Genomic DNA, 25005 nt, shown 5'->3' with positions numbered 1-25005 from the left:
CGGCTCACCGTCCGTCCATCGAGGCCGCGGCGCTCTGCAACCGCTCCAGATAGCGGGTATTGATCGTGTCCAGCCCCAGCAGTGCCACGAAGTCCGCGACCGCGAACGCCGGGTCGTGAGCGGGTTCGCCGCAGATCTCCGCGCCCAGGCGCAGGTAGCCGCGCAGCAGCGGCGGCAACTTCGGACGCGCGGGCGGGGTGAGCTCGTCGAGGCTCTTACCGTCGACATACACCGGGTTCAGCGGGTGCACCCGCCACTCCGGATCGACGGCGTGCCGGCCGAGCAGCACATCACGCACACCGCGCACGTTCACCCCGGCCGGGTCGGCGGGCGCGTCCCGCATGGGCACCGACACGCAGCCCATCACCCATTCGTAGCCGGTGAGCTGGATGTAGTGCAGGATGCCCGCCCACATCAAGGTGAGCACCGAACCGTTGCGATGGTCGGGCACCACGCAGGCCCGGCCCATCTCCACGATCCGGCGCCCGGCTGGATCCAGTTGCGCCACATCGAATTCCGTGGCCGTGTAGTAACCCCCCGCGACGTCCACCTTGTCCGGCGGCAGCATGCGGTAGCAGCCGACGAAGTCGCCGCTGCGGTCGTCGCGGACCAGCAGGTGGTCGCAGTGGTCGTCGAAGCGGTCGGCGTCCAAGCCGCTGCCATCGTCCGGGATCTGGAAACCCGGCTCGTTGGCGAAGACCTGGTAGCGCAGCCGCTGTGCGGCGATACGGTGGTCGGTGTCGGAGGACACGACCAGCGAATAGGACGACTTCTCGGCCCCCGAGTCCGTCGGAGCCGGGGCGGTCAGCACGGACGAAATTCTCATGCTGTTTATCCAGCCACCCCGACACTGCGCCCCGGGAACCCCGAAGTGTCGCGCCGAGGGCAGTCAGGTGAACGAGATCCCGATCACACCAACCGTTTACCGCCGCGTCGCGCCCGATTCGCGCAATGGTGTCCTACCTGCGTCTTCCGCTCACTCGACGGTCACTTTCACGCGACCATGCGCGGTTGTTCCGATGTCCGTTCGACCGCGCCGGATTCCACCTCGGCGAACCCCGGACGCCCTGTTCCGATGAAGGCGATCAGCCACGAACCCACCGCCGCGAACCGGTTGCGGAACCCGACCAGGTACATCAGATGCACCGCCAGCCACATCACCCAGGCGATGAACCCACGGAAGGTGACCCGGTCGTTCAGCTTCACCACCGCGCTGAACCGGCTGATCACCGCCATGCTGCCCTTGTCCCAGTACTTGAACGGGGTGCCCGGCTGCTTCTTGCGGCGAATGATGTCGGCGGCGTGCCGGCCCTCCTGCATGGCCACCGGCGACTGACCCGGGTAGCCGTTGAGCGACGTCATATCGCCGATCGCGTAGATATCGGCATAGCCGCCCACGGTCAGGTCGGGGTTGATCAGCAGCCTTCCGGCCCGGTCGGTCTCGACGCCGGTGCGCTCGGCCAGCAGGGTGGCGAAACCACCGGCCTGCACGCCCGCCGACCACACCACGGTCTCCGCGGCGATCCGGCGTTCGACGCCCTCGCCGTCCTTCACCGTCACCTTGCCGCCGTCGATATCGGTGACGAAGGTGCCCAGCAGCACCTCCACACCGCTGCCGGTCAGCGAGCGCTTCGCGTACTCCGAGAGCCCGCCGCCGAACGGCGGCAGCACGGCGCCCGCGCCCTCCACCAGGGTCACCGAAACCTCTTGGTGGTAGTGCCTTTTCGCGAGTTCCTTCAACTGACCCGCGACCTCGACACCGGTCGCGCCGGCGCCGACCACCACGAAGCTCAGCAGCCGCTCCCGGGTCTCGGCGTCGGCGGCGCGGGCCTCGGTGAAGACCCGTTCGATCTGCGCGCGCAGCGCCTTGGCGTCGTCGATGGTCTTGAGCGCGAAGGTCTTGGCCGCGAAATCGTCACGGCCGAAATACGATTGGCTCGCACCGGTGGCCGCGATCAGCGAACCGTAGCGGATCCGGTGCCGCTGCCCCTCGGCCTCGTAGGTGAGCACCGCGGTATCGGGCTCGATGTCGACCACCTTGCCGTGGCGCACGTCGGCCTCGTGGTGCCGGCGCAGCACCGACTTGATCGGCGGCGCGATCTCCTCGGAGGCCAGCACACCGGTCGCGACCTGATACAACAACGGCTGGAAAAGATGCTCCGGCGTGCTCGAGATGAGCACGAAGTTGATTCCCGACTTCGCCAACTGCTTCGCCGCGGCCAGCCCCCCGAATCCCGATCCGACTACGACCACATCTGCGTGTTCCATGACAGCCTCCTTCTCTCATTACCAACCGTCATACGGAACGCAGATATTTCAGGTGTTGGGGCGCATAATAGAGATGACTCTTATCTGGATCGTTCATGAATCGGGAGCTTGTCGTGGAGTTGCGCCAGCTGGCATACTTTGTCGCGGTCTGTGAGGAACTGAGCTTCAGCAAGGCCGCGAGCCGCTGCTTCATCTCACAGTCCGCGATCAGCCACCAGATCGCACGACTCGAACGCGACCTCGGCGTACCCCTGTTCGAGCGCACCACCCGGGCCGTCATCCCCACCGACGCGACCACTCGGCTACTTCCCCTGGCTAAACAGATGCTCAGCCTGGAATCCGCCATCCGCGCCACGGTGCGCACCACCGGCCCGCGGATCCGCCTCGCCGCCAATATGTCCTTCGCGACCAGATCACTGTCGGCCATCGCCAACACCCGCGCCGCGCACACCGATGCCGAGATCGAATACGTGATCAAGCCGTTCCGGCAGCGGATCACCGCCGTCGCCGACGGCGACTGCGATCTCGCCCTCATCCGCGGCAGCGTCGACCAGCCCGGCCTGGCCGTGGAACAGCTCTGGGTCGAGGACCTGGTGATCGCCACCTCGAGCAGCCACCCCCTGGCCACCCGCGACACTGTCACCCTCGCCGAGTTGAGCCCCTACCCCCTGCTCCTACCGCCCGAACCGGAGCAGGTGCTGCTGCACAACATCATTCGAGCCGCCTTCGCCGACCTGCCGACCGGTCCCACCTACGGCCCGCCGATCCCGCCCGACCACACCGCCACCATGGAACTGCTGAATCGCCCGGACGCTTGGACGGTCCTCTACGCCGAAAGCCCCACCGAGGGCCTGGTCGCGCTGGAACTCACCGAACACCGCCTGCGCATCCCGGTCTCGGCCGTGGTCCGCACCGACGCCCACCCCTCCCCGATCCTCACCACGCTGCTGGAGAACCTGCATCGCTGAGCGCCTGTGCGACCGCCAGATGCAGGCGCAGGTCCTCGGGCTCCTCGTCTTCCAGCGCCCAGGCGATCTCCTCCATGGCGCGCATGAAGGCCCAGCCGCGAGCGCGCTCCGAATCGACCGCGAGGGCGGCGGCAGTGCGGGTGAGCACCGCGCGCGCATGGGCGGGGCGCGGGTCGCTCTGCACCTGGATCATGACCAGGAAGCCGGCGTCGAACGCGGCTTCGCCGAGATAGGCCTTCGGATCGATCAGCAGCCACGGTTCCCGTTCGGCGGCAACGATATTGCCCAGGTGGGTGTCGCGGTTGACGACCAGCAGCGGGCCCTCCGGCTCGGCCAGCCGCGCGCACCAGGTCATCGCATCCTCGCGCAGCGCGTCCGGAAGGAGCTGTGCCAGTTCGGGTTCGGGTGTGCTGAACATTTCCGCCCACTGACCCACCATGTCCGCGGCCAAGGGCAGCGCGGGAAAGTCCGCCGGGATATCGGCCGGCGGGCGGCGCAGCCGCCGATACAGGCGGCACGCGAGTTCGACCTTGTCGGCGTGCTCCGCCCGGCCCTCCAGGCTCGGGAAGCCTGGCTGCTCGAGCAACGGTGTCCCCGGTCGCGCCCATTCCAGCAGCAGCGCACCGGTTTCCGGGTCGAACTCGAGCAGCCGGACCGCCCCGTCACCCTGATAACAGAACAGCCCGGCGGCCTCCCCCGCGTTCTCCTCGTCCCGCACCGGGATCTTCAGCACCGCGACATCGCCGTCACTCCGCCGCACCGGCGCCACCCACGAATGCGTCCCGCCCCCGAATGCCGCGCCCACCACCTCGAGCCCCCAGGCCCCGCACCGCTCCTCGATGACCCCCGGCAGATCCGCCAACCACCGCGCACCACGTTCGTCGAACACGGCACGAATATTCTCGGCGACCTCCACCGGCAACGTCATACCGCCCAGCCTGCCATCCCCCCCACCGCGCACCGTGGAGCCGAGTAGCCTCTGGACTGTGACGATGACCAACCCGGACGATGGACGGCGATGCAGCGCCGAGGAGTTCCTGACTGCTGAACCCGACGCCTTCAGCAGCGCCTTCGGCGACGTCGAGATCGTGGACGGCCTGGTCGTGCAGTTGATGTCTCAGACCGAGGCGCACGATACCGTGGTTCGCCGGTTGGCATCGGCCCTGGAAGATGCCCGAACCACAAGCGATCCCTGTATGCGCGTCTCGTCCGATGTCGCGGTCCGCTTTCCCGATACCGAGGATTCGCGTCCGGATCATCGACTCAACGTCCGCTACCCAGACATCTATATCCGGGACTGCGAGCCGTATGACGTCAACGCCGTGCGTGATCACATCATGCTGGTGGTAGAGGTCGTGTCCAAGAGCACCGCGGACACCGACACCGGCATCAAGCGTCAACTTTATGCTCGCGCAGGCATTCCGGTGTATCTCATCGTCCATTTCGCGAAGGACTGGGAGACGATCGACCGGATCGAGGAGTACCGGCTCGACTGGTCCGGAATGCGCTACATGCCGCACCAGGTGCATCGCATTGCCCTCGTCCTCGAGCAGCCTGTCACCCTGGCGGTCACCTTCGATCAGTTGCAGCGACTCTGACGTCGCAGCTCAGCGCAAGGGGCCGAAGAACTTTCGCAGGTCGGATACCACGTCGTCGGGGGCTTCCATGGACGGGAAATGCAGGGCGTGGGGGAATTCGGTCCAGTGGGTGCCGGCGGAGGTGGGTAGTACGCGTCGGACGGTTTCGTCGGCGCCGAAGACCGCGTAGCCCTCGGGAACCGTTGTGGGGCCGCCCCATTCGGTGGCATGGGCCTGGTCGTAGAGGGTGTGCGCGGCGGTCGCGCCGGAACCGGTGAACCAGTACAGGCCGACGGTGGTCAGCATCAGGTCGCGATCGATCGGCAGGCTGGTCCACTCGTCGAATTTCTCGGCGATCCAGGCCAATTGAAGCACCGGGGAATCCACCAGCCCGTAGCCGATGGTCTGCGGCCGGGTGTTCTGGATCGCCAGATAGCCGTTCCCGTCCTGCTCGAATTCCGCCATCCGGCTCAGGATGAGCTTGTCGATCGGGTCGTCGGCGTCGAGCCGGTCGGCCATCCCGGGCAGGAATGTGGCCACATTGGCGGCGGTGAGCGGATCGGTGACGGTGTGGACGCCGAGCACATGCGCGTCATCCAGGCTCGCGACCATCCCGGAGATTCCGGCGCCGATATCACCGCCGTGCACGCCGTACCGCTGGTAGCCCAGGCGATGCATGAGTTCGATCCAGGCGCGCGCGGTGCGGCCCATCGTCCACCCGGTGGCGCTGAGCGGGCTCGACAGCCCGTATCCGGGCAGCGACGGCGCGACGACATGGAAGGCGGGCGCACCGGTCGGCGGATCGACCAGCGCATCGATCATGCCCAGGAATTCCACGAACGAACTCGGGTAGCCGTGACTCAGGAGCAGCGGCGTCGCATCGGCGCGCGGCGACTCGACATGCAGGAAGTGGATGTGCTGGCCGTCGATCTCGGTGCGGAACTGGGGGTAGGCGTTGATCTTCGCTTCCTGTGCCCGCCAATCGAATCCGGTCCGCCAGTAGTCGGCCAGCTCCCGCATGGTGTCGCGGGTGATGCCGCGCTCGGCTCCGGTCCCGGGCACCTGCTGGGCCCAGCGGGTCCGTGCCAGCCGGTCGTGCAGATCGTCCAGGTCGGCCTGGGGGATCTCGAGGCGGAAGGGGCGGATGGCGTTCGACATCGTGTTCTCCGATCGTTCGGGCTGATACGACGACGGTAGGATCAATCGCGGAAGGGTTCGTTCCGCAATACGAGGTGGAATCGAAGAGTGTTGGAAACCTCGGCGCGCCTGCTCCGCCTGCTCTCCCTCCTCCAGGCCAGACCGGACTGGACCAGTGGCGAACTGGCCGAACGGCTCGAGGTCAGCACCCGCACCATCCGCAAGGACATCGAGCGGCTGCGCGAACTCGGCTACCCGGTGCAAGCCCGTCCCGGAGTCGCGGGCGGCTACCGGCTCGGCGTGGGCGGCGCCCTGCCCCCGCTACTGCTCGACGACGACGAGGCCGTGGCCGTCGCGATCGGATTGCGCACGGCCGCGGGCGCTTCCCTCGCGGGCATCGAGGAGACCGCGCTGCGCGCGTGGACCAAACTGGAGCGGATCCTGCCCGCCCGCCTGCGCCATCGGGTGAGTGCCTTCGGCTCGCACACCCTGCCGGTGCCCAGCCGCCGGCCACGCGTGGATCCGGAGATCCTGACCGTGCTCGCCACGGCCTGCCGCGACCAGCAGCGGCTGCGCTTGGACTACCGCGCCCACTCCGGCTCCGAATCCCGCCGGGTGGTCGAGCCGTATCGGCTGGTCAGCCATCTGCAACGCTGGTATCTGGTGGCCTGGGATCTGGACCGAAATGATTGGCGCACCTTCCGAGTCGATCGCCTCACGCCGAAAACACCTGCCGGACCGCGCTTCTCGCCGCGACAGCTGCCTCCCGATCACGTGATCAGCTCGCAGGTGGAACGCGGTGTGGGCGAGGCGGTCTGGCGGTTCCGCGCTCGGGTGATCGTGCATGCCCCCGCCGAGTACATCCGGGGGCGACTCCCCATCCCGGCCGACATCGAAGTGCTGGACGAGAATCGGTGCGCCTTCGAGCCGGGCTCCGACGATCCCCTGCAACTCGCCGCATACCTGGGCATGCTCGACGCGGACTTCGAGGTGAGCGATTCCCCCGAGCTGGCGGCGGCGCTGCACACCCTCGCCGAGCGCTACCGGCGCGCCGCTTCCCCCGAAACACCCACGCCCCCGGGCTCTTCCGAGCACCGAGCTGGTCGGTCGAACTGACACGAACGGCCCCGGCCTCTTGCGAGACCGGGGCCGTTTCGAGTGACGAAACCGTCAGCCCTTGTGGGCCTTCACCGCTTCGGTCAGCTGCGGGGCGACATTGAACAGGTCGCCCACGATGCCGTAGTCCGCGATCTCGAAGATCGGGGCCTCTTCGTCCTTGTTGACCGCGACGATGGTCTTCGAGGTCTGCATGCCGGCCCGGTGCTGGATGGCGCCGGAGATGCCGAGCGCGACGTACAGCTGCGGGGAGACCGTCTTACCGGTCTGACCGACCTGGAACTGGCCCGGGTAGTAGCCCGAGTCGACGGCGGCACGCGAGGCGCCGACGGCGGCACCCAGCGAGTCGGCCAGCGCCTCGACGACCGCGAAGTTGTCGGCGGAACCGACACCACGGCCACCGGAGACGACAATGCTCGCCTCGGTGAGCTCCGGACGGTCACCGGCGACGACCGGCTCACGCGAGGTCACCTTGACGACGCCCTCGTCCTGCGCGGGGACCTCGACGGTCACCTTCTCGCCCGCACCCGCGGCCGCGGTGGCCTCGACGGCGCCCGGGCGCACCGAGATCACCGGCACGTCGCCGGTGGCCTTGGCGTCGACGGTGAACGCGCCACCGAAGATGGAGTGCACGACGGAGCCGTCGGACTTGACGTCGATGACATCGACCAGCAGGCCGGAGCCGATGCGAGCCGCCAGGCGACCCGAGACTTCCTTGCCTTCGGCGGTGGCGGCGACGATCACGGCGGCCGGGGAGACCGACTCGACCAGACCGGCCAGCACGTCGACCTTCGGGGTCACCAGGTAGTTGTCGACATCGTCGGACTCGGCGATGTAGATCTTCGCGGCGCCCGCGGCGGCCAGCGCGTCGGCCAGCTTCTCGCCGGTGCCGGCGGTGCCGGTCACCACGGCGGCGGGCTCACCCAGCGCGGACGCGGCGGTGAGCAGTTCGGTGCTGACCTTCTTGATCGCACCGTCGGCGTGCTCGACGAGCACAAGTACTTCTGCCATTTGTGTTCTCCTGTGTCTGATCGGCAGTGTTCGCTACGCCCTGCGTGGTTACGCTCCGCTACCTCCTCCGGGCGCTGAGCTCACACTGCGGCGCAGTCTCGGCCGGGCGAATCAGATGATCTTCTGACCGACGAGGTACTGGGCGATCTTGGTGCCGCCGTCGCCTTCGTCGGCGATCTTCTCGCCGGCGGTGCGCGCGGGCTTCGGGGTGGCGGCGGTGACCGCGGTGCCCGAGTTCGCCACACCCACGGTGGACGGGTCGACACCGAGGTCGGCCAGCGTGAAGGTCTGCACTTCCTTCTTCTTCGCGGCCATGATGCCCTTGAAGGACGGGAAGCGCGGCTCGTTGATCTTCTCGGTGACCGAGACGATGGCCGGGAGGGTCGCCTCGAGCTTGAAGACGCCCTCGTCGGTCTCGCGCTCGCCGGTGATCTTGTCGCCGTCGACGACGAGCTTGCGCAGGTGGGTCAGCTGCGGCAGGCCGAGGTACTCGGCGATGATCGCGGGGACCGCACCGGCGCGGCCGTCGGTGGCCTCGTTACCGGCGATGACCAGCTCCACGCCTTCGACCTGGCCCAGCGCGCTGGCCAGCACCCAGGCGGTCTGCACGGCGTCGGAGCCGTGGATCGCCGGGTCGTTGATGTGGATGGCCTTGTCGGCGCCCATGGACAGCGCCTTGCGGATGGCCTCGGTGGCGCGGTCCGGACCGGCGGCCAGCACGGTGACCTCGCCGCCCTGCGCCTCTTTGATCAGCAGCGCCTCTTCGACGGCGCGCTCGTTGATCTCGTCCAGGACGGCGTCGGCGGCTTCGCGGTCGAGGGTGTAGTCACCATCGGTCAGCTTGCGCTCGGACCAGGTGTCAGGAACCTGCTTGATGAGTACGACGATGTTCGGCATCGGTCTTCGTCGACCTCCTGTTCTGGGGGCGTATATCCGGGTGGTCGCACGAGCTGAGCCGTACGTCCAATGAGTAGCTCGGGCGTGACATTACCCTACGTTAAGTTACTCGTGGGTAACTTAACCGACCAGCTTTCGCAACTATCCTCCCCAGCGCTGGGGACGCAACCTCCGGCCGCAGGTATCGGCCATTTTCGGCTCGACTAACGTCAGGACGATGAGCGAGGCTGTGATCCCTGCCGCACTATCCGAGGATGCTGCGTCCCCTGCTGTCGACCCGCTGCCGCTGACCGGCGAGCGCACCGTCCCCGGCATCGCCGAGGAGAACTACTGGTTCCGCAGGCACGAGATCGTCTACGCCCGCCTGCTCGACCGCTGCGCCGGAAAAACCGTGCTGGAAGCCGGATCCGGCGAGGGGTACGGCGCGGACATGATCGCGGGGGTCGCCGCCGAGGTGACCGGCCTGGACTACGACACCAGCGCGGTCGAGCACGTGCGAGCGCGCTACCCGCGGGTGAAGATGATCCAGGGCAACCTCGCCGACCTGCCGCTGGCGGACGCCTCGGTCGACATCGTGGTGAATTTCCAAGTCATCGAGCACCTTTGGGATCAGAGCCAGTTCCTGCGGGAATGCCTGCGGGTACTGCGCCCGGGCGGCGAACTGCTCATCAGCACGCCGAACCGGATCACCTTCTCCCCGGGTCGCGACACTCCGCTCAACCCGTTCCACACCCGCGAACTCAACGCCGCCGAGCTGACCGAACTGCTGGTCGACGCCGGATTCGAGGTATCGCTGATGACCGGCGTGCACCACGGCCCGTCCCTGAAAGCCCTGGACGCCAAACACGGCGGGTCGTTCATCGACGCGCAGATCGAGCGCGCCCTGGCCGGCGAGCCCTGGCCCGCCGAGCTGACCGCCGACGTCGCCGCGGTCACCATCGACGATTTCGCGATCGCCCCCGAGGACATCGACGCCAGCCTGGATCTGCTCGCCATCGCGGTGAAGCCGGCGTGAACGAGCAGGTCCCCGGCCAGTTCTCACTGGTGCTGCACTCCCATCTGCCGTGGCTGGCGCATCACGGACGCTGGCCGGTCGGCGAGGAGTGGCTCTATCAATCCTGGGCGGCCACTTATCTTCCCGTCGTCGAAGTACTGAGAACACTTGCGGCCGAAGGACGTTCACACCTGTTGAGCCTGGGCATCACCCCGGTACTGGCGGCGCAGCTGGACGACCCGCACTGCCTGGCGGGCATGCACCACTGGCTGGGCAACTGGCAGCTGCGCGCCGACGAGGCCGCCATGGCGGGCAACGTCGCGCTCGGGCGGCACGAACATCGGCTCGCCGCAACGGCTCTGGCCGAATTCGAGCAGCACTGGCGGCACGGGGCGGCGCCGGTGTGGCGGCAGCTCGTCGACGCCGAGACCATCGAGCTACTGGGCGGGCCGCTGGCGCATCCGTTCCAGCCGCTGCTGGATCCCCGGCTGCGGCAATTCGAGCTGGCCGAGGGGCTGGCCGACGCGCGGCAGCGCTGGGGTCACACCCCGAGCGGGATCTGGGCTCCGGAATGCGGCTTCACCCCCGGCATGGAGGTCGAATACGACGCCGCCGGTGTGACGCATTTCATGGTCGACGGCCCGTCGCTGCGCGGCGACAGCAGCCTCGGGCGACCGGTCCGCGACTCCGATGTGGTGGCGTTCGGGCGCGATCTGCATGTCAGCTATCGGGTCTGGTCGCCCAAATCCGGCTATCCCGGACACGGCGCCTACCGTGATTTCCATCACTATGATCACGCCACCGGTCTCAAACCCGCCCGGGTCACCGGCAAGACGGTGGCCGGTCCGGACAAGGCGCCCTACGATCCGGAGCTCGCGGCCGCGGCCGTAGTGCGCGATGTCGACGACTTCGTCCAGACGGTGCGCGACCGGCTGATCGCCGAATCCGCGCGAATCGGCCGTCCGGCCCTGGTCGTGGCCGCTTTCGACACCGAACTGTTCGGGCACTGGTGGCACGAGGGGCCGCAGTGGCTGGCCCAGGTCCTGCGCAAACTGCCCGAGGCGGGCGTGCGGGTCGGCACCCTGGCCGACGCCCGCGCCGACGGCTTCGTCGGCGAGCCGGTCCAGCTGGCCGATTCGTCCTGGGGATCAGGCAAGGACTGGCGGGTGTGGGCCGGCGATCAGGTCAGTGACCTGGTCGAACTCAATGCCGACATCGTCCGCCTGACCCTGGACACCATCGACAAGATGCGCGCCGGCGCGAGCGGTCCGGCGCTCCGGGACCCCGTCGCCGACCAGTTGCTGCGCGAGGCCATCCTCGCCGTGCAGAGCGACTGGGCCTTCATGGTTTCCAAGGACTCCGCGGCCGGGTATGCCCGGGACCGGGCCCATCAGCACGCCCACGCGGTCCGCGAAATCGCGGCCGCCGTCGGCGCGGGCCAACTCGCCAAAGCACACGGTTTGGCGGCAGGATGGGGTGCGGCCGACGGAGTCTTCCCCGGACTGGATGCCAGACGACTCGAGACCGTCGCGCCGGAACAGGCCCTCGCTGTCGGTTCGGAAGACAGCTTCGCGGAACCAGGCTCCGCCTCAGAAGGACTTACATGAAGATCTTGATGGTGTCGTGGGAGTACCCGCCGGTCGTGGTCGGCGGGCTCGGACGCCACGTGCATCACCTGGCTACCGAACTGGCCGCCGCCGGCCACGAGGTGGTCGTGCTCTCCCGACGCCCCTCCGGCACCGACTCCAGCACCCACCCCACCCACTCCTACGTCGCCGACGGTGTTCTCGTCGTCGCGGTCGCGGAGGATCCGCCGTGCTTCGACTTCGGCGAAGACATGCTGGCCTGGACCCTGGCCATGGGCCACGCCATGGTGCGCGCGGGCGTCGCGCTCGGCAAACCCGGCATCGGCGAGGGCTGGACCCCAGATGTGGTGCACGCACACGACTGGCTGGTCGCGCACCCGGGCATCGCGCTGGCCGAGTACTACGACGTGCCGCTGGTCTCGACCATCCACGCCACCGAGGCCGGGCGGCACAGCGGCTGGGTCGCGGGCCGGGTCAACAAGCAGGTGCACTCGGTCGAATGGTGGCTGGCCAACGAATCCGACGCGCTGATCACCTGCTCGACCTCCATGCAGGAGGAGGTCGAGCGACTCTACGGCCCCGAACGGATCCCGATGACGGTGATCCGCAATGGAATCGACGTGGGCGCCTGGGCTTTTCGGCCGCGCGCGCCCCGCAGCGGCCCGCCCCGGTTGCTCTATGTGGGCCGCCTGGAATACGAGAAGGGCGTGCAGGACGCGATCGCGGCGCTGCCCCGCATCCGCCGCGCGCATCCCGGCACTACGCTGACCGTCGCCGGTATCGGCACCCAGTTCGACTGGCTGCGCGAACGCGCCCGCGTGCACCGGGTGGCGCGCGCGGTCACCTTCGCCGGACAGCTGGACCACTCCGAACTGCTGAGTTGGTTGCACGGCGCCGACGCGGTGGTGCTGCCCAGCCGCTACGAGCCCTTCGGCATCGTCGCGCTCGAGGCCGCCGCCGCGGGCACCCCGCTGATCACCTCCACCGCGGGCGGTCTGGGCGAGGCGGTGATCGACGGCGTCACCGGAGCCTCGTTCGAACCCGCCGACGTCAACGGCCTGGTGGAGGCGGCCTGCGCCACCCTGGCCGACCCCGCCGCCGCCCAGTCCCGCGCCTACGCCGCCCGCGATCGGCTGACCGCCGACTTCGCCTGGGATGTCGTGGCCGCGGAAACCGCGCAGGTGTACCACTCGGCCAAACGCCGGGTCCGCAATCCGCTCGGACGGCCGGTCATCGTGGAACGTCCGCTGCCGGAACGGGATCCGAACAACCCGGTCTAGCGCTGCGCCAAGCCCGCGGCCAGTTCGCGGGCGATGGACTCGGCCGCGGTCCGGCGAGCCGTCAGCTCCAGCGGTACGCCGGGCGCGTCCGCTCCGCTCGGAATGACCATGACCAGCATGTTCCCGAGCCGGAACATGACCGCGGCGCTCTTGCGGTCGAACGAGTCCCAGGCGAAGCCACCATCGCCGAGATCGGCGAAATGCTGTGTATTGTCCTGTACCCGTTCGGTTCCGGCCAAACGTTCGGTCGCCTCGCCGACCGGATCGGCGCGGCGGGTGCCGCGCTGCGCGGCCGTCTCGTAACGGTCGAAACTCAGCTTCACCTGCCGCCAGGTGAGCGTGCCATCCCCCGGATCGCCTGTCCGGTAATCGATCTCGCACACCAGCTGCTCGTAGTCGCGGTAGGAATCCCACTCGGGGTCGCCGACCTGTTCCGGCTGCCGCACCGCCACCGCGGGATCGTAGAGCGGACCCGCGAACGCGGCCAAGCCGCCGCGCACCGAGTCGATCGCCTGCGCGCAGGTGACCGGCATGGCCGAATACCGCGGTTCGGGATAGTCCGCGCCGAGACCGACAACCGAACACCCGGTCGCGAATACGGTCAGGACGACCGGCCCGAGCCGGACGATCGGCCGTCTGTGCGGGGTCATCGAGGCCACACCTTCCCGGCGGCGCCCACCACTGTCCTCATGGAACCGCTTCCTACCCTAGGCTTTCCAGCTTCTTCACGATGCGCTGGACGGTGAGCCAGGTCCGGGTGGTGATGTCCTTGCCGTAGGTCTTGTCCAGCCAGGACATGAAATCCGGGGTCTTGCCCGGATCGCTGTTGTCGATGACGGCGAGGAAGACGCGGGCGGACTTGTCGAAGCCGACGACCTGGACCAAGGGGTCGGGCTGGTCGGGCAGTTTCACCGGGACCTTCGTACCGTCCTTGAGGAAGGTGGCGGTGAGGTAGGTACCGCGGCCGTGGGTGAGACCGGGAAACGGGTCGCTGTCCAACAGCTTTCGCAGCTCGTCGTGGCTGCGGATGATGGTGCCGCCGCCGATACCGAGCTCGGCGATCAACGCCTGCTGAACGCGCTCCTCCAGCTCGGATACCTCGGATTCGGCGCTGTGGAACACGATATTGCCGCTGGCCAGGACCGAGGCCACCCGCTCGAAGCCGAGCCGCTCGAAGACTCCGCGCAGCTTGTCGTTTGCCATATTCGGGTTGCTGGGCATGATCCCCCGCAACAGCGCCGCGTATCCGGTCATGCGCCGACCGTACCCGGCTGCACCGACAGCACCGAGAACCTACGCCTCCTGGGCGATGCCGTTCTTCTTGCGCTCGATGTCCTCCAGCGCGGCAAGGTACTTCGCTCGCTCCTCCGCGCCCGCCTCCCAGGCCGCCTTGCGATTCTTGACCACCTTCGCGGGCGCGCCGACGGCGATGCCGTAATCCGGGATCTCACCCTTGACCACCGCGTGCGCGCCGAGCACACAGCCGCGGCCGACACGCGTCTCCCGCAGCACCGTCACCTTGGCGGCGATCCAGGTGTCGGGACCGATCCGGACCGGGCTCTTCACGATGCCCTGATCCTTGATCGGCAGGGTGATGTCGTCCATCTTGTGGTCGAAGTCGCAGATGTAGCACCAGTCCGCGACCAGCGTGGACTCGCCGATCTCGATATCGAGGTAGGTGTTGACGACATTGTCCTTGCCGAACACCACCTTGTCGCCGATGCGCAGCGAACCCTCGTGGCAGCGGATGGCGTTGCCGTCGCCGATGTGCACCCAGCGCCCGATCTCCATCCGGCCCAGTTCGGGCGTCGCGTGGATCTCCACGCGCTTGCCCAGGAACACCATGCCGCGCAGCACGATATGCGGATTGGTCAGCCTGAACTTGAACAACCGGTAGTAGCGGACCAGATACCACGGCGTATACGCCTTGTTGGCGAGCACCCAGCGCAGCGAGGCCACCGTCAGAAATCGCGCCTGCTGCGGATCCCGGCGGCGCGAACCCCGCCACCGTGAGCGCAACGGTGCGCCCCACATGCTCGTCACGATCCGTCTCCCGTCGTGTTCGCAGGGCCGGGCCCTGGTCGTCCATCGGCTGACAGCTTAATGGGGTGCGAAGCAACCCCGGTCGGCTACCGACTACTCTTGCGTGCGGCCATCGACCCGAGGGGAGAAAACCAGGTGCGTACGCGATCCCGGATGCATGCGATGGCCGTGCTCGCCGCCATCGGCGCGGTGACGATCACCGGCTGCGGCACCGACATCGACGACATCACGGTCGGCTCGGGCTCCGGCTGGACCGCCGCGTACCACGACAGCCGCAACAGCGGCGTCTCCCCGGTGGCCGGGGCCCGCAAGGTGACACTGGACTGGACCAGGCCCGCGGGCGGGCCGATCGAGCGGCCCGTCACCATCGGGCCCGAAGGGCAGATGTTCCTGACCGCCCGCACCTCGACCACCTGTGTTCTGCTCTCCTTGCAGATGCCCACCGGCCGCAAACGCTTCTGCAGCAACGAACTGGGCTCCATCGCGATCGCCGCGCCCACGGTGGTCGACGGCGCCACCAACGTCTATGTCGGTGACGACGACGGCGTGTACTCGCTGAACTATCTCGGCCAGCCGCGCTGGCGCACACCGGTTTCGGGCGTGCCGATGTCGATGCAGTTCACCGGTGACGGCAATCTGCTCACCATCACCCAGTCCGGCCAGGTCGACGTGCTCAGCCGTCAGACCGGCGCGCGAGTGGTCTCCTCGCTGCAACTGCTCGGCGAACCCGACTTCCTGGAACTGCCCGGGTTGGTCCGTCCCGCCGCGGGACAGGGCTTGCAGGACTGCGGCACCGGCGGGCCCTACTGCCCGGTCGCCAATATCTCCGCCGTCGACGCCGCCACCGGTCGCTTCTACGTGACGCTGTGGAAGCCGGGAACCCCGAACTCGGCCCTGCTCGCGATGCGGTACGGCGACGGCAAGGTACGGCAGGAGTGGATCGCCGAGATGCTCATCGAGGGCAGCGCCACCAGCCCGGCACTGTCTGCCGACGGCGACACCGTCTACGTGGGCGACAACACCAAGCGGCTCATCGCGGTCGACACCGCCGACGGGCGCACCAAGTGGGTGCACACCCTGGAATGGGCGCCCCGCGGCGGTATCTCGGTCTCCGACGCCGGGCTGATCATCCCGGCCGGCGACGACGGCCACCTCATGGCCCTGCGCGATAAGGGCGATACCGTCGAGATCGTGTGGGAGCGCAAGGATCTGCGCTTGCGCGGCAACCCGGTGCAGACCGCGGGCGGGGTCGGCTACACCACCGCCGCCATCGGCGACGGCCTCAACCTCATCACCTTCGACACCGAAACCGGCAATACCGAGGACTCCGATCCGCTGCCGAACGCCCAGGGCACCACCACCGGCACCTCGGTCGGCCCGAAGGGCGAGGTCGTCATCGCCACCCGGATCGGCGAGGTCTTCACCTTCGAACCGGAGCAGTAGACCCGCTACCGGCCGATCGCCTCATCGGGCGCGGTGAGCGGTGCACAGGAAAGCGGTTCCCGCACGGCCGATTCGGGTGAGGATCAGCGTGAAGGTTTGCGCGCCACGAAGTTTGAGGCGTTTACGCAGGGCGTCGGGGTCGATGTCGACGCCGCGCACCAGGATCTCGAGAGCTCCGCAGTCCCGGCGAGCGAGTTCCTGACGCAGGGACTTCTCGCGGAGTTCGAGGCGGTCGAGGATGCGGAAACCGCGCAGGCCCGCGGGGACCTGATCGCCGGTGAGGTAGGCGATCTGCGGATCCAGTTGCCAGAGGCCGTGTTTCGCGGCGTAGTGGCGGACCAGACCGGCGCGGACGATCGCACCGTCGGGATCGACGATCCACTCGCCGGGCGCACGGACCGGGATATCGTCCGGTTCGGCATCGGTGAGGATGAGCGGGTCACCGTTCGTGGACAGCACCGTGGCGCGGCGGGTCACGCCGGGTTCGGCCAGACCGGGTGACCACAGGCAGGCCTCGCGGACCGCGCCGTCCAACGAGACGACCTCGACCTCACCCGTCCAGTCGAGCGTGTCGAAATCCAGTCCGGGAGCGCACTTCACGGCGATATCGCGACCGGAGTAGGCCGCCAGGAGATCGGGCAGCGGCGGTTGCAGCTTGGCCGGATCATGGGTGCGACGGCCGTCGGCGCGGCGGGCCGGATCCGCGATCACGACGGTCTCGCGACTGACCGGCACCAGGGCGTCCGCCTGCGCCACCAGCAGATTTCGCGGCAGAGCCGACCGCGTGGACGCGCGGCTCAGGTTGTGCGCCGCCATCGACAGGCGCACGTCGTCCAGATCGGAGCCGATCACCGCCGGGCACACCCGCGCCAGTTCGGCCAATTCCGCTCCGATGGAACAGGTCACGTCGTGCACGGCCCGCCCCGCCAACCGCCGCGCGCGAGCGCGCGCCACCGGCGACGGCGTGGCCTGCTGCAACGCGTCGTCGGTGAACAGCCACTCGTCCGCCCCGGAGAGTTTGGCGGCGGCCTTGCGGCGCAGTCGCACCGTCTCGATCAACGCGGGGGCGTATCCCCCGTGGTCGCGACGCACCCGTTCGAGGTCGCGCAGGTGCGTCGCGGGCGTCAGCTCCAGCCGATCCACCTCCGCCAGCGCGGCGCTACCGGCCGCACCGGTCAGGAAGGCGACGTCCGCGCGGCCGAAGCCGTACCCCACCTACTCAGGCCGGCTTCACGCCGGTGATCATCGCGTTGTAGAAGAACTGACGCGGCACCACGTGCTTGAGCACCTTGTCGTCCAGCTTGCTCAGCGCCAGCCATGCCTTGTACTGGGCCATGCGGTAGCCCATGGTCAGCTTCTCGTCGGGCACCGCGGCCTCGAAGGTACGCACCGGCCAGCCCCACAGCGCGGCCGCGAACTCCTCGGTGGTGGCCTTGACGTCGATCGCGCCGGCCGAGGAGGCCATCGCCTCCAGCTCGCGCGGATCGAAGGTGTGCAGGTCGACGACCGCCTCGAGCGCCGCGGCGCGCGAGGACTCGTCCAGCTCGGTCTGCGGACGCCGCCAGCCCGACAGGAACGGCAGCTTGGTGACCTCGGTGGTGAGCTTCCAGGTGGCCTGGCCGAGCTTGCGGGCGTAGAAGTTGCCGACGGTGGTGGGCTCGCCGGCGAAGACGAAGCGACCGCCCGGCTTGAGCACGCGCAGGCACTCCTTCAGCGCTAGTTCCACATCGGGGATGTGGTGCAGCACGGCGTGACCGCAGACGAGGTCGAAGGTGTTGTCCTCGTACGGGATGGTCTCGGCGTCGGCGACCCGGCCGTCCACGTCCAGGCCCAGGTGCTGGGCGTTGCGCAGCGCGACCTTGACCATGCCCGGGGACAGATCGGTGACCGAACCGGATGTGGCGACGCCGCCCTGCATCAGGTTCAGCAGGAAGAACCCGGTACCGCAGCCCAGCTCGAGCGCCCGCTCGTAGGGCAGCGGAGCCGGGCCGACCGCGGCGTCGAACCGGCCGCGGGCGTATTCGATACAGCGCTCGTCATAGGAAATGGACCATTTGTCGTCGTAGGTCTCGGCTTCCCAGTCGTGGTAGAGGACCTGGGCGAGCTTTGTGTCCTTGAGCGCTGCTTCGACCTCGGCCTCGGTGGCGTGCGGGTTCGGCGCGGGGTCGTCGGGGCGTACCGTCATGGTCGGGTAGCCTACCCAAATCCCCAGATGAGGCCAGCAATCGGGCTACCGAATCAGCGCCCGGCCAAACTGAAACCTGTTCCTATCTGCGGCTCTGTCGCAGGCCAGCGGGCCCGCCGTTTCAGCGACCGACGAAAGTGGCCGAGCCCGGACCATCCGCGAGACAGGTCGCGGTGCCGATGCGGGCGTCCTCGGTGTCGAACAGCTCGGCCCATTCCACCCGCGCTCGATCCAGGCCGTGCGGGCCCGCTTCGAAGACCGCCTTGGCCGCGGCCAGCGCCCGGGTCGGGCCCTCGATGAAACGCCGCGCCCAGGCCATGGCGGCATCGAAGACCGTGTCCGGCGCGACCACCTCGTCGACCAGCCCGAGCGCCTTCGCCTCCGCGTGCTCGACGAAACGACCGGTGTAGACCAGATCCTTGGCCGGGCCCGGGCCGATCAGCAGCGCCAGGCGGCGGATACCGGCGAGCGGGATCAAACCCGATTCGATCTGCGGCAGACCGAGTTTGACGTTGTCGCCGATGATCCGGCGGTCCGCGCCCAGCGCCAGTTCCAGTCCGCCGCCCAGACAGTAGCCGCTGATCGCCGCCACGGTCGGCTGCGGCACCCGCGCCAGACAACCCAGCCAGCCCTGCACGTCGGCGGCCAGCGCGGCCGCCTGCTCCGAACTCAGCCCGGACAGTTCGGCGAGCTCGTCACCGGCGCTGAACACCCGCTCGTCGCCGTAGACGACCAGCGCCGCGACCCGCGGATCCGCCGCCGCCACGGCGGCGGCCTCGGCCACCTCGCGGATCAGCTGCACGCTGACCCGGTTCATCGGCGGGCGGTTCATCCGCAGCACCGCCACGCCCCGCGCGGCGGGCAGCTCGAGGGTCACGAATTCGGCCATGAGACGCAACCTACCGCCCGCCGCTCGCACCACCATGCGCGCATCCCGCGACAAGAACCGCCGCGCGCGGTAGAACGGCGTTGATGACCACCACGATTCGGCCTACCCAGCCGCTACAGCACGACGCGGACGGCACCCGTTCCCGCGCCTACGACGTGTGCGTGAACCGCCACCGCGTCGGTCTCGTCCGCATCGCGACAATGCCCCGCTACGGGTCCGGCGTCGGAACCATCCGCGCACTGCGCATCGACCAGGCCGAGCGCCGCAAGGGCCGGGGCGCGATCGCCGTCCTCGCCGCCGAGGAGGTGCTGCGCGAGTGGGGATGCACCCAGGTCACGGTCACCATCCCGGCCGACGCCGAGGCGGGGTCACGCCTGTACACGGCGCTCGGCTATCGAGAACGCAGCCGCAATATGCGCAAGCAACTCGCAGCCGCGCCACCGGAGTTGCGCGCTGCCGATCACCCCCGGCCGATGACCGACACCGAGTTCGCGACCTGGCAGCGCGTGGAACTCGAGGAGTACACGCAGGACTGGATCGACCGCGGGCTCGCACCGGAGCAGGCGCGTGCCAAGGCCGAGGCCGACGACCTCGAACTGCTGCCCGACGGCCAGGCCACACCGGACACCTGGTTCCGGATGCTGGAGCACGGCGGCACGCCCGTCGGCCACATCTGGGTGGCACACCGGAATTCGAGCGGTGCGTACGTCTACGACGTGAAGGTCGAACCGGCGTATCGCGGGCACGGCCACGGGCGCGCCCTGATGCTGGTGGCCGAGCGGCTCGCCCACATCGCGGGGGCGAGCACACTCGGACTGCACGTGTTCGCGGGGAACACCCCGGCGATACGACTGTACGAATCGCTCGGATACGAGGTGACGCAGTACAGCCGATACAAGGTGCTGGCGTGAGTGGTCAGTCGCGGTGCGAGCCGCGGAGTTTGCGCTGGTCCGGCAGATCGGCGAAATAGCGCTTGTTGTCCGGGAAGTGCAGGACCTGGGCCCCGTCGGTCCGGGTCAGCTCCGGCATGATCGGCTCGATGACCACGTCGGCCGCGAGAATCTCCGCGGTGGTGGCGAAGCGGCTGAGGGCATCGAGCTGCGACCAGGTCGGGGGCAGCAGGATGTCCTCGCCCGCGCGCCAGCGGTCGAGCGCCTGCGCCGGTGTCCGCCATTGGACGTCGGCGGCTTCGGAGGTGGCCCCGTCGGCGAGCTGCCCCTCGGGCAGCACGGCGACGAAGAAGCGGGTGTCGTAGCGGCGCTGCTCGACCACCGGGGTGATCCAATTCGCCCACGGCAGCAGCAGATCCGCGCGCAGCACCAGCTCCGATTCGGCCAGGAACGCGGCCAGCGAGAGCTCCCGGCGTTCCAGCTTGCCGCGCGCGTCCCGGTAGGCGGTGGTGTCGGAGACGACGCTGTCCGCGGTCGGACCGGCCAGCAGCACACCGCATTCCTCGAACGTCTCGCGCACCGCCGCGCACACCAGCGCCTTGGCGCGCGGTTCGGTGGTCTGGAAACGCGCGGCCCACCAGGCCGGTTCGGGGCCGGACCAGGCGATGTCGGCGGTACCGTCGGACGGGTCGACGCCGCCGCCGGGGAACACCGTCATCCCGGCGGCGAAGGCCATGGCGCCGACGCGGCGCTGGAGAAACACCTCGGGGCCCGCCGCGCCGTCGCGCACCAGCATCACCGTCGATGCGTCCTTCAGCGGCACCGCAGAATTCTCACTCACCTTTGCACCCTAACGCGCGCTTGGTTCGACCGTGCGTGCGCGTGACCCGCCGGTCAGCGACGCGACGGTCAGCGCGAGCCTCAGCGATGGCGGTGCCGGCCCGCGCGCCGGGCCCGGCGCGCGAAATAGCGCCCGTCCACGCGGTTCAGCGCGATCTTCTGCCGGAACGCGTCACTGAGATTCTCGGCAGTCAGCACATCGTCGAGCAGACCCTGCGCGACCACCTCGCCCTCGTTGAGCAGCAGGCCGTGGGTGAAGCCCGGCGGGATCTCCTCCACGTGATGGGTGACCAGCACCATGGCGGGCGCGTCCGGGTCGGCCGCCAGATCGCCCAGCCGCTCCACCAGTTCCTCGCGGCCGCCCAGATCCAGCCCGGCCGCGGGCTCGTCCAGCAGCAGCAGCTCCGGGTCGGTCATCAGGGCGCGGGCGATCAGGACCCGCTTGCGCTCCCCCTCGGACAGGGTGCCGTAGCTGCGATCGGAAAGGTGTTCGGCGCCCAGGCTTTCCAGCATGTCGATGGCGCGGTCGGTGTCGACGTCGTCGTAGCGTTCCCGCCAGCGGCCGAGCACCGCGTACCCGGCCGAGACCACCAGGTCGCCGACCTTCTCCTCGCGCGGCACGCGGCTGGCGATGGCGGCGGAGGAGAGTCCGATCCGTGGACGAAGTTCGGAGACATCGGTTTTGCCGAGTATCTCGCCGAGCAGGTGGGCCTGTCCCGCCGTGGGGTGCAGTTCGGCGGCGGCCATACGGAGCAGTGAGGTCTTGCCCGCGCCGTTGGGTCCGAGGACGACCCAGCGTTCGTCGAGCTCGACCTGCCAGGTGACCGGACCGACCAGGGTATGGCCTGAGCGTCGGACGGTCACATCGGTGAAATCAATGAGCAGATCGGGATCCGGTTGCGGCACGCGCTCCATCTTGGCCCAAATGCGTGGCGGATGTCCGACCGACCCACGCCGGACGGAGCGAGCGCGGTACCAGGTTGCGTCCGTGCGGGATCCGCGCGCGAGTGCTCAGCCGAGCCGGACGCGGCCGATCGGCGGGTGGGCTGGAACGGAACATGCGGGCGACGAGCAGGGCCAGCGGCAGGGACAACACCGCCCACCCGGCAAGAATCAGTATCAACGTGTTCATGACGACGTGTCCTCCGAACCTGCATGGACCCCGACTGCCAGTGGCACGGCCCTGTTCGGAAACATTTACCCAGATTTGGGAGAGCCACACTCGACGTTCCGGGGATTAATCGGACAAAACACCTGAAAGTACAGTGACGCCGGGGTTTACCACCCGGCCGCGGGCACCGCGATCACCGTCAGCGAACCCGGAGCGACCTCGGTGAACCCCGCGTCGCGCACCGCCACCGCCGTGCCCGCCGCGACCAGGTCCGAGAGCTCCCGCCAGCGCGCCGGGTCGGCCTCGCGGACCGCGCAGTGGAATTCGCGCTCCCGCCACCGCCGGACCAGATCACCCGACAGCGCACCCGCCAGCAGCATGCTCGCGTGCCCCACCTGCGCCGCGGCCTTGCCGACCGTCATGCCCAGGGCCGAATTCACCCACAGCACCGGCAGATCCGGATCGGCCGGGCCGGGCTCGTCCGGCTCGAGATCGGTGCCGCCGATCTGCAGGCGCTTGATCCGCGGATCGACCTCGCGCACCGCACTCGGCGCCAGGGCGCGCGCCTGCGCGCCGTCGACCTCCACCGTGACGCCGTCGACCTCGTTCGCGGCCAGCCACTGCGCCCCGCGCGCCCGCCGGGCCACCTTGCGGATCCGCGACCGCTTCCAGGCGAGATACCGCGGCTCCCAAGTACCTTCGGGTCCGACCCGCGGATCCAGGCACAGCGCGACCACCGCGGTCGCCGCCGCGGCCAGCAACGCGCTGCGCGGCGGCGGATCCGCCTTCGGCAGGTGCAGCACCATCTGCATGGCCTGCACCTGATCCGGATCGGCCGGATCACCGGCGCCGCCGTAACCGCGCGCCAGCTCCGCGTGCCGGACATCGAAACCCGCGTCCGGTACGGCTAGTTCGGACTCCACCGGAAAATTCATCCCTGCACCACCAACGCCAGCGAAAATGTGCGCGCCGGGTCCGCGCCCGGCTCCCACGGCCGTCGATACTCCATCGTCAACCGCGTCACCCCCGCCGCGTCCGCGGCGAAGGTCCACAGCTCGGTCCCCGGCGTACCCGGCATAACCGGTTGATCGGAGACATATTCCCGTTCCCCGAGCGGGCGCACCACGTTCTGGTCGAGCGCGGTGAGCTGCCACCCGTAACCGGTGGACGGATTCGACGCCAGCCGCACGGTCAGCCGCTGCCCGACGCGCAACGTGCGTTCGCCGCCACTGTCGGCTTCGGTGACCGTCACGATATCTCCTTGCGGCACAGAAGTTTCCGATGCCGTGCCGGTCACCGAAGGCGGAACGTCGCCGTCCTCGCCCGAACCGCACCCGGCGAGGGACAGACCCAACAGCAGCACCACCAGGGAATTGCGCACCGCGCCTCCGTTCACCGAATGACCGACGCTGTCGAGCCTACCGCCGCGACAAAGGAGTTACCCTCGGGCAAACTCGTGTCGGCGACCGGTCAGGTCCCGACCAGCGGCACCCGGCGGACACCGCCGTCGCGCGCGTCGGCCGCCTCCACCTCGTCCCGGGTGACACCGAGAATGAACAGCACCGCATCCAGATACGGGTGCGACAGCGCCGCATCCGCGACCTCACGCAACGCCGGCTTCGCATTGAAGGCGACACCGAGCCCCGCCGCGTTCAGCATGTCGATATCGTTCGCGCCGTCGCCGACCGCGACGGTCTGCTCCATCGGCACACCCGCCTCGGCCGCGAACTTGCGCAGCGCGGTGGCCTTGAAGGCGCGGTCCACGATCTCGCCCACCACCCGGCCGGTCAGCTTGCCGTCCTTGATCTCCAAGGTATTTGCCTGCACGAAATCCAGTTCGAGCTCATGCGCCAGCGGCTCGATGACCTGCCGGAAACCACCGGAGACCACCCCGCAGCGGAAACCGATGCGGCGCAGGGTCCGAATCGTGGTGCGCGCGCCCGGAGTCAGCTCGATCCGCTCGGCGACCTGATCGATCACCGACTCGTCCAGCCCGGCCAGCGTCGCCACCCGCTGGCGCAGCGACTCGGCGAAATCGATCTCGCCGCGCATGGCCGCCTCGGTGACCTGACGGACCTCTTCCTCGACACCGGCGTGCGCCGCCAGCATCTCGATCACCTCACCCTGGATCAACGTGGAATCGACATCGAACACGATGAGCCGCTTGCCCCGGCGGGCCAGCCCGGCCCGCTCCACCGCGACGTCGACCTCCTCGGCGACCGCGACCTCGGCGAGCGCGGTCCGCAGCCGCGAATCGGTGTCCGCGCCGGTATCGGTGGCGGTGACCATCAGCTCCATGCCGGTGACCGGATAGTCCGCGATCCCGCGAATGGTGTCGATATTCGCGCCCAGGGTGGCCAGTTGCCGCGAGACCGCGCTGAACGCCCGCGCGGTCACCGGCGCGCCCAGAATGACCACGGCGTGCGTCGACATCGGCTGCCGGCCGATCGCCGCGCCCACCTCCACATCGACCTGCATGCCGACGGTGTTCATCGCCTCCTCGAGCTCGTCCTGCAGCGCCTCGGGATCGTTCGGGCAGGTGATCAGCACGCCGAGGGTGAGCCGGCCGCGGATCACCACCTGCTCCACATCCAGCAGGCTCACCTGATGCCGCGACATCGCCGCGAGCAGGACGGATGTCACGCCCGGCCGGTCGGGTCCGGTAACGGTGACGAGAACGGTGGTGTCAGCCAAGTCCTGCTCCATATGTGTGTGCCCTCCCTGTGCCGCGTCGCCGTTGTCGCCAGAACGTTCGGGGGTAACCAGGTCG

Annotated in this window: 25 protein-coding genes; 8 read left to right on the top strand and 17 right to left on the bottom strand. The window is 68.8% G+C overall.

The window, feature by feature from the left end; genetic code table 11:
* Positions 1 to 4: 4 nt before the first annotated feature.
* Both ACFVMC_RS11925 and ACFVMC_RS11920 read right to left on the bottom strand, forming a co-directional pair.
* A complete protein-coding gene (locus ACFVMC_RS11925) occupies positions 5 to 826 on the bottom strand; it encodes a GNAT family N-acetyltransferase (protein WP_379209313.1) in 822 nt (273 codons plus the stop codon).
* 167 nt (positions 827 to 993) lie between these two features.
* A complete protein-coding gene (locus ACFVMC_RS11920) occupies positions 994 to 2268 on the bottom strand; it encodes an NAD(P)/FAD-dependent oxidoreductase (protein ID WP_379209311.1) in 1275 nt (424 codons plus the stop codon).
* Between the two features lie 113 nt (positions 2269 to 2381).
* Here ACFVMC_RS11920 and ACFVMC_RS11915 point away from each other — a divergent pair, with 113 nt between their 5' ends.
* Positions 2382 to 3236 (top strand): LysR family transcriptional regulator, encoded by an 855-nt coding sequence (locus ACFVMC_RS11915; protein ID WP_379209543.1) that lies wholly within the window; start codon positions 2382 to 2384, stop codon positions 3234 to 3236.
* Here ACFVMC_RS11915 and ACFVMC_RS11910 read toward each other — a convergent pair.
* Positions 3205 to 4164 (bottom strand): aminoglycoside phosphotransferase family protein, encoded by a 960-nt coding sequence (locus ACFVMC_RS11910; protein WP_379209309.1) that lies wholly within the window; start codon positions 4162 to 4164, stop codon positions 3205 to 3207. The two genes, ACFVMC_RS11915 and ACFVMC_RS11910, sit on opposite strands and share 32 nt — an antisense overlap.
* A 64-nt stretch (positions 4165 to 4228) precedes the next feature.
* On the opposite strand from ACFVMC_RS11910, the gene ACFVMC_RS11905 reads away from it, so the two are divergent.
* On the top strand, positions 4229 to 4834 hold the full coding sequence (locus ACFVMC_RS11905; protein WP_379209541.1) for a Uma2 family endonuclease: 606 nt from the start codon (positions 4229 to 4231) through the stop codon (positions 4832 to 4834).
* Positions 4835 to 4843: 9 nt separating this feature from the next.
* Here the strand turns inward: ACFVMC_RS11905 and ACFVMC_RS11900 are convergent, their stop codons facing one another.
* Positions 4844 to 5971 carry an epoxide hydrolase family protein gene (locus ACFVMC_RS11900; RefSeq protein ID WP_379209307.1) on the bottom strand — a complete coding sequence of 376 codons (1128 nt, stop codon included), beginning with the start codon at positions 5969 to 5971 and terminating at the stop codon, positions 4844 to 4846.
* Positions 5972 to 6058: 87 nt separating this feature from the next.
* On the opposite strand from ACFVMC_RS11900, the gene ACFVMC_RS11895 reads away from it, so the two are divergent.
* Positions 6059 to 7066, top strand: a complete 1008-nt coding sequence (locus ACFVMC_RS11895; RefSeq protein ID WP_379209305.1) for a helix-turn-helix transcriptional regulator — start codon at positions 6059 to 6061, stop codon at positions 7064 to 7066.
* 54 nt (positions 7067 to 7120) lie between these two features.
* Here ACFVMC_RS11895 and ACFVMC_RS11890 read toward each other — a convergent pair whose 3' ends face one another.
* Together ACFVMC_RS11890 and ACFVMC_RS11885 are read right to left on the bottom strand one after the other, a co-directional pair.
* Positions 7121 to 8077 (bottom strand): electron transfer flavoprotein subunit alpha/FixB family protein, encoded by a 957-nt coding sequence (locus tag ACFVMC_RS11890; RefSeq protein ID WP_379209303.1) that lies wholly within the window; start codon positions 8075 to 8077, stop codon positions 7121 to 7123.
* A gap of 111 nt (positions 8078 to 8188) precedes the next feature.
* Complete coding sequence (locus ACFVMC_RS11885) at positions 8189 to 8974, bottom strand: electron transfer flavoprotein subunit beta/FixA family protein (protein WP_379209301.1); 786 nt, start codon at positions 8972 to 8974, stop codon at positions 8189 to 8191.
* Positions 8975 to 9191: 217 nt separating this feature from the next.
* On the opposite strand from ACFVMC_RS11885, the gene ACFVMC_RS11880 reads away from it, so the two are divergent.
* From ACFVMC_RS11880 to ACFVMC_RS11870, 3 genes are read left to right on the top strand one after another with little or no spacing between them, the layout of a single operon-like run.
* A complete protein-coding gene (locus ACFVMC_RS11880; protein ID WP_379209299.1) occupies positions 9192 to 9989 on the top strand; it encodes a class I SAM-dependent methyltransferase in 798 nt (265 codons plus the stop codon).
* A complete protein-coding gene (locus ACFVMC_RS11875) occupies positions 9986 to 11575 on the top strand; it encodes a 1,4-alpha-glucan branching protein domain-containing protein (protein ID WP_379209297.1) in 1590 nt (529 codons plus the stop codon). The genes ACFVMC_RS11880 and ACFVMC_RS11875 overlap by 4 nt, the downstream gene beginning before the upstream one ends.
* Complete coding sequence (locus ACFVMC_RS11870; RefSeq protein ID WP_379209295.1) at positions 11572 to 12834, top strand: glycosyltransferase family 4 protein; 1263 nt, start codon at positions 11572 to 11574, stop codon at positions 12832 to 12834. The genes ACFVMC_RS11875 and ACFVMC_RS11870 overlap by 4 nt, the downstream gene beginning before the upstream one ends.
* Here ACFVMC_RS11870 and ACFVMC_RS11865 read toward each other — a convergent pair.
* From ACFVMC_RS11865 to ACFVMC_RS11855, 3 genes are read right to left on the bottom strand one after another with little or no spacing between them, the layout of a single operon-like run.
* On the bottom strand, positions 12831 to 13484 hold the full coding sequence (locus ACFVMC_RS11865) for a hypothetical protein (RefSeq protein WP_379209293.1): 654 nt from the start codon (positions 13482 to 13484) through the stop codon (positions 12831 to 12833). The genes ACFVMC_RS11870 and ACFVMC_RS11865 overlap by 4 nt on opposite strands.
* Positions 13485 to 13536: 52 nt before the next feature.
* The gene (locus tag ACFVMC_RS11860) at positions 13537 to 14088 is read right to left on the bottom strand and encodes a DUF1697 domain-containing protein (protein ID WP_379209291.1); all 552 of its coding nucleotides are present in this window, start codon (positions 14086 to 14088) and stop codon (positions 13537 to 13539) included.
* Between the two features lie 39 nt (positions 14089 to 14127).
* Positions 14128 to 14877 (bottom strand): acyltransferase, encoded by a 750-nt coding sequence (locus ACFVMC_RS11855; RefSeq protein WP_379209289.1) that lies wholly within the window; start codon positions 14875 to 14877, stop codon positions 14128 to 14130.
* A gap of 135 nt (positions 14878 to 15012) precedes the next feature.
* Here ACFVMC_RS11855 and ACFVMC_RS11850 point away from each other — a divergent pair, with 135 nt between their 5' ends.
* Positions 15013 to 16320, top strand: coding sequence for a PQQ-binding-like beta-propeller repeat protein (locus ACFVMC_RS11850; RefSeq protein WP_379209288.1), 1308 nt, complete (start codon positions 15013 to 15015; stop codon positions 16318 to 16320).
* Positions 16321 to 16341: 21 nt separating this feature from the next.
* Here ACFVMC_RS11850 and ACFVMC_RS11845 read toward each other — a convergent pair whose 3' ends face one another.
* The 3 genes from ACFVMC_RS11845 to ACFVMC_RS11835 form a co-directional block, all read right to left on the bottom strand.
* On the bottom strand, positions 16342 to 17535 hold the full coding sequence (locus ACFVMC_RS11845; RefSeq protein WP_379209286.1) for a class I SAM-dependent methyltransferase: 1194 nt from the start codon (positions 17533 to 17535) through the stop codon (positions 16342 to 16344).
* 4 nt (positions 17536 to 17539) lie between these two features.
* Positions 17540 to 18505 (bottom strand): class I SAM-dependent methyltransferase, encoded by a 966-nt coding sequence (locus ACFVMC_RS11840; RefSeq protein WP_379209284.1) that lies wholly within the window; start codon positions 18503 to 18505, stop codon positions 17540 to 17542.
* 121 nt (positions 18506 to 18626) lie between these two features.
* Positions 18627 to 19394: an enoyl-CoA hydratase-related protein gene (locus ACFVMC_RS11835; RefSeq protein ID WP_379209282.1), complete on the bottom strand. Its 768-nt coding sequence runs from the start codon at positions 19392 to 19394 to the stop codon at positions 18627 to 18629.
* 83 nt (positions 19395 to 19477) lie between these two features.
* Here ACFVMC_RS11835 and ACFVMC_RS11830 point away from each other — a divergent pair, with 83 nt between their 5' ends.
* Entirely contained in the window at positions 19478 to 20305 is an 828-nt protein-coding gene (locus ACFVMC_RS11830) for a GNAT family N-acetyltransferase (protein WP_379209280.1), read from the top strand.
* 4 nt (positions 20306 to 20309) lie between these two features.
* Here the strand turns inward: ACFVMC_RS11830 and ACFVMC_RS11825 are convergent, their stop codons facing one another.
* The 5 genes from ACFVMC_RS11825 to serB form a co-directional block, all read right to left on the bottom strand.
* Positions 20310 to 21080 (bottom strand): NUDIX hydrolase, encoded by a 771-nt coding sequence (locus ACFVMC_RS11825; RefSeq protein WP_379209539.1) that lies wholly within the window; start codon positions 21078 to 21080, stop codon positions 20310 to 20312.
* Between the two features lie 125 nt (positions 21081 to 21205).
* Positions 21206 to 22039 carry an ABC transporter ATP-binding protein gene (locus tag ACFVMC_RS11820; protein WP_379209278.1) on the bottom strand — a complete coding sequence of 278 codons (834 nt, stop codon included), beginning with the start codon at positions 22037 to 22039 and terminating at the stop codon, positions 21206 to 21208.
* A 363-nt stretch (positions 22040 to 22402) separates the two neighbouring features.
* Positions 22403 to 23170, bottom strand: coding sequence for an aminoacyl-tRNA hydrolase (locus ACFVMC_RS11815; RefSeq protein WP_379209276.1), 768 nt, complete (start codon positions 23168 to 23170; stop codon positions 22403 to 22405).
* A complete protein-coding gene (locus ACFVMC_RS11810) occupies positions 23167 to 23616 on the bottom strand; it encodes a protease inhibitor I42 family protein (protein ID WP_379209274.1) in 450 nt (149 codons plus the stop codon). The genes ACFVMC_RS11815 and ACFVMC_RS11810 overlap by 4 nt, the downstream gene beginning before the upstream one ends.
* A gap of 89 nt (positions 23617 to 23705) precedes the next feature.
* On the bottom strand, positions 23706 to 24941 hold the full coding sequence (serB, locus tag ACFVMC_RS11805) for a phosphoserine phosphatase SerB (RefSeq protein WP_379209272.1): 1236 nt from the start codon (positions 24939 to 24941) through the stop codon (positions 23706 to 23708).
* Positions 24942 to 25005: the final 64 nt, after the last annotated feature.

The organism is Nocardia sp. NPDC127579 (genome assembly GCF_042672005.1).
GTDB lineage: Bacteria > Actinomycetota > Actinomycetes > Mycobacteriales > Mycobacteriaceae > Nocardia.
The sequence above is the reverse complement of the archived record's forward strand: the minus strand, read 5'-3'. Positions and strand labels throughout refer to the sequence as shown.

Bases quoted from the DNA above. Each gene is read 5' to 3' on its own strand.
- ACFVMC_RS11900 (WP_379209307.1), bottom strand. From the start codon at position 5,971: ATGTCGAACGCCATCCGCCCCTTCCGCCTCGAGATCCCCCAGGCCGAC.
- ACFVMC_RS11920 (WP_379209311.1), bottom strand. From the start codon at position 2,268: ATGGAACACGCAGATGTGGTCGTAGTCGGATCGGGATTCGGGGGGCTG.
- ACFVMC_RS11905 (WP_379209541.1), top strand. From the start codon at position 4,229: ATGACCAACCCGGACGATGGACGGCGATGCAGCGCCGAGGAGTTCCTG.
- ACFVMC_RS11890 (WP_379209303.1), bottom strand. From the start codon at position 8,077: ATGGCAGAAGTACTTGTGCTCGTCGAGCACGCCGACGGTGCGATCAAG.
- ACFVMC_RS11835 (WP_379209282.1), bottom strand. From the start codon at position 19,394: ATGGCCGAATTCGTGACCCTCGAGCTGCCCGCCGCGCGGGGCGTGGCG.
- ACFVMC_RS11870 (WP_379209295.1), top strand. From the start codon at position 11,572: ATGAAGATCTTGATGGTGTCGTGGGAGTACCCGCCGGTCGTGGTCGGC.
- ACFVMC_RS11910 (WP_379209309.1), bottom strand. From the start codon at position 4,164: ATGACGTTGCCGGTGGAGGTCGCCGAGAATATTCGTGCCGTGTTCGAC.
- ACFVMC_RS11820 (WP_379209278.1), bottom strand. From the start codon at position 22,039: ATGGAGCGCGTGCCGCAACCGGATCCCGATCTGCTCATTGATTTCACC.
- ACFVMC_RS11830 (WP_379209280.1), top strand. From the start codon at position 19,478: ATGACCACCACGATTCGGCCTACCCAGCCGCTACAGCACGACGCGGAC.
- ACFVMC_RS11925 (WP_379209313.1), bottom strand. From the start codon at position 826: ATGAGAATTTCGTCCGTGCTGACCGCCCCGGCTCCGACGGACTCGGGG.
- ACFVMC_RS11825 (WP_379209539.1), bottom strand. From the start codon at position 21,080: ATGCTGGTGCGCGACGGCGCGGCGGGCCCCGAGGTGTTTCTCCAGCGC.
- serB (WP_379209272.1), bottom strand. From the start codon at position 24,941: ATGGAGCAGGACTTGGCTGACACCACCGTTCTCGTCACCGTTACCGGA.
- ACFVMC_RS11815 (WP_379209276.1), bottom strand. From the start codon at position 23,170: ATGAATTTTCCGGTGGAGTCCGAACTAGCCGTACCGGACGCGGGTTTC.
- ACFVMC_RS11865 (WP_379209293.1), bottom strand. From the start codon at position 13,484: ATGACCCCGCACAGACGGCCGATCGTCCGGCTCGGGCCGGTCGTCCTG.
- ACFVMC_RS11880 (WP_379209299.1), top strand. From the start codon at position 9,192: ATGAGCGAGGCTGTGATCCCTGCCGCACTATCCGAGGATGCTGCGTCC.
- ACFVMC_RS11885 (WP_379209301.1), bottom strand. From the start codon at position 8,974: ATGCCGAACATCGTCGTACTCATCAAGCAGGTTCCTGACACCTGGTCC.
- ACFVMC_RS11860 (WP_379209291.1), bottom strand. From the start codon at position 14,088: ATGACCGGATACGCGGCGCTGTTGCGGGGGATCATGCCCAGCAACCCG.
- ACFVMC_RS11840 (WP_379209284.1), bottom strand. From the start codon at position 18,505: ATGACGGTACGCCCCGACGACCCCGCGCCGAACCCGCACGCCACCGAG.